Below are 1086 nucleotides of genomic sequence, written 5' to 3'. Positions count from 1 at the left end.
ATCCATGACAGCGCACCCTCCCGCCAGCCCCCGGACCCTTCCTCGTTGAGGAGTGTCAAGCCGGACGGATCGACAAACCGTTACAACCAAACCCTGGCGCCTTCCTCGCGCCGTGAAAGCCTGCTCAATGCATGGCGGACCGCTCGTCGCGGCGGCCCATGGGGGCCTTGCGCGCGTGCGACGGCCGCTCGAAGTACTCCACCACCAGACCGCCGAACGGCACCCGGGGCCCATCCGCCTTCGGGTCCGCCATCCGCTGGAGCAGCGCCACCGCGCTGTCCACGGCCTCGTCAATCGCGCGGTTGATGCGCTGGCGCTCCGTGTCCCCACCGCCCAGGACCTCCAGGGCGTCCACCAGGCACCGCCGCAGCAGTGCGAACTCGTCGTGCAGGGCCCGCGCGCCACGCTCCGGCGCCAGGCGCAGCACCGCGCGGGTGCGGCTCCAGGGGCTGGACTCCACGCCCTCCAGCGTCAGCCCCAGCTCCCGGACGAAGGGCTCCACCAGTCCGTCCAGCAGGCTTGCGCCCGGCACGCCCTGGCCTTCGTGCGCCGCCAGCCGCATCCGCCGCCACAGGGCCGCGATGCGCTCCGGCTGCTTGCTGAAGACCCGGGCCGCCCCGGCCTTCTTCCGTCCCCGCTCCGCCGCCATGTCCGTTGTCGTCCGCATCGCGAACAAAGACATAGCAAGGCCTTTGCCAACGCCAGACGGTTGCTGGTTCCCAGTGAATCCGCCCATTTGGGCAACGAGCCCGCCCTGGAGGGTGGCCGGAGGACGTAAATCCTACGGGGCGGATGTTGAAAGGCTGGGGGCAGGGGAAGAACCTTCCCTGCCTGGGCACGCCGCGCCTCTCAGTGGAGCGTCGGCTTGGGCGGGCGGCCCGACGGGGCCTCGCCGTCCAGCTCGTACTCGCCGCTGGAGGCCTCCGGCTCCTCGTCCTCCATGTCCGGACCGTCCGGGCCTTCCGGATGGCCCGCGCCCGACTCCAGGGCTTCCGGCGCGCCCTCCAGGGCTTCCGGCTGGCTGGGGGCGGAAGGATTGGGCGAGGCCGCGGGCGTGGTGGCGCCGGGCCATTCCGGCCAGGGGAG

1 protein-coding gene and 1 pseudogene are annotated in these 1086 nt (G+C 72.0%); both read right to left on the bottom strand.

Annotated elements, in window-relative coordinates; translation table 11 throughout:
- Positions 1–124: 124 nt before the first annotated feature.
- Positions 125–667: a hypothetical protein gene (locus D7Y15_RS43585; protein WP_169822792.1), complete on the bottom strand. Its 543-nt coding sequence runs from the start codon at positions 665–667 to the stop codon at positions 125–127.
- Positions 668–849: 182 nt separating this feature from the next.
- Positions 850–1086 (bottom strand): annotated as a pseudogene (locus tag D7Y15_RS43580) (hypothetical protein); the annotation flags it as partial.

The sequence above is a fragment of the Corallococcus sp. AB030 genome (genome assembly GCF_003668965.1).
In the GTDB taxonomy this organism is placed as follows: Bacteria; Myxococcota; Myxococcia; order Myxococcales; family Myxococcaceae; genus Corallococcus; species Corallococcus exiguus.
Note: the sequence above shows the minus strand (reverse complement) of the source record. Positions and strands in the feature narration are given on the sequence as shown.

Coding starts and splice junctions, on each gene's coding strand:
- D7Y15_RS43585 (WP_169822792.1), bottom strand. CDS start 667: ATGCGGACGACAACGGACATGGCGGCGGAGCGGGGACGGAAGAAGGCC.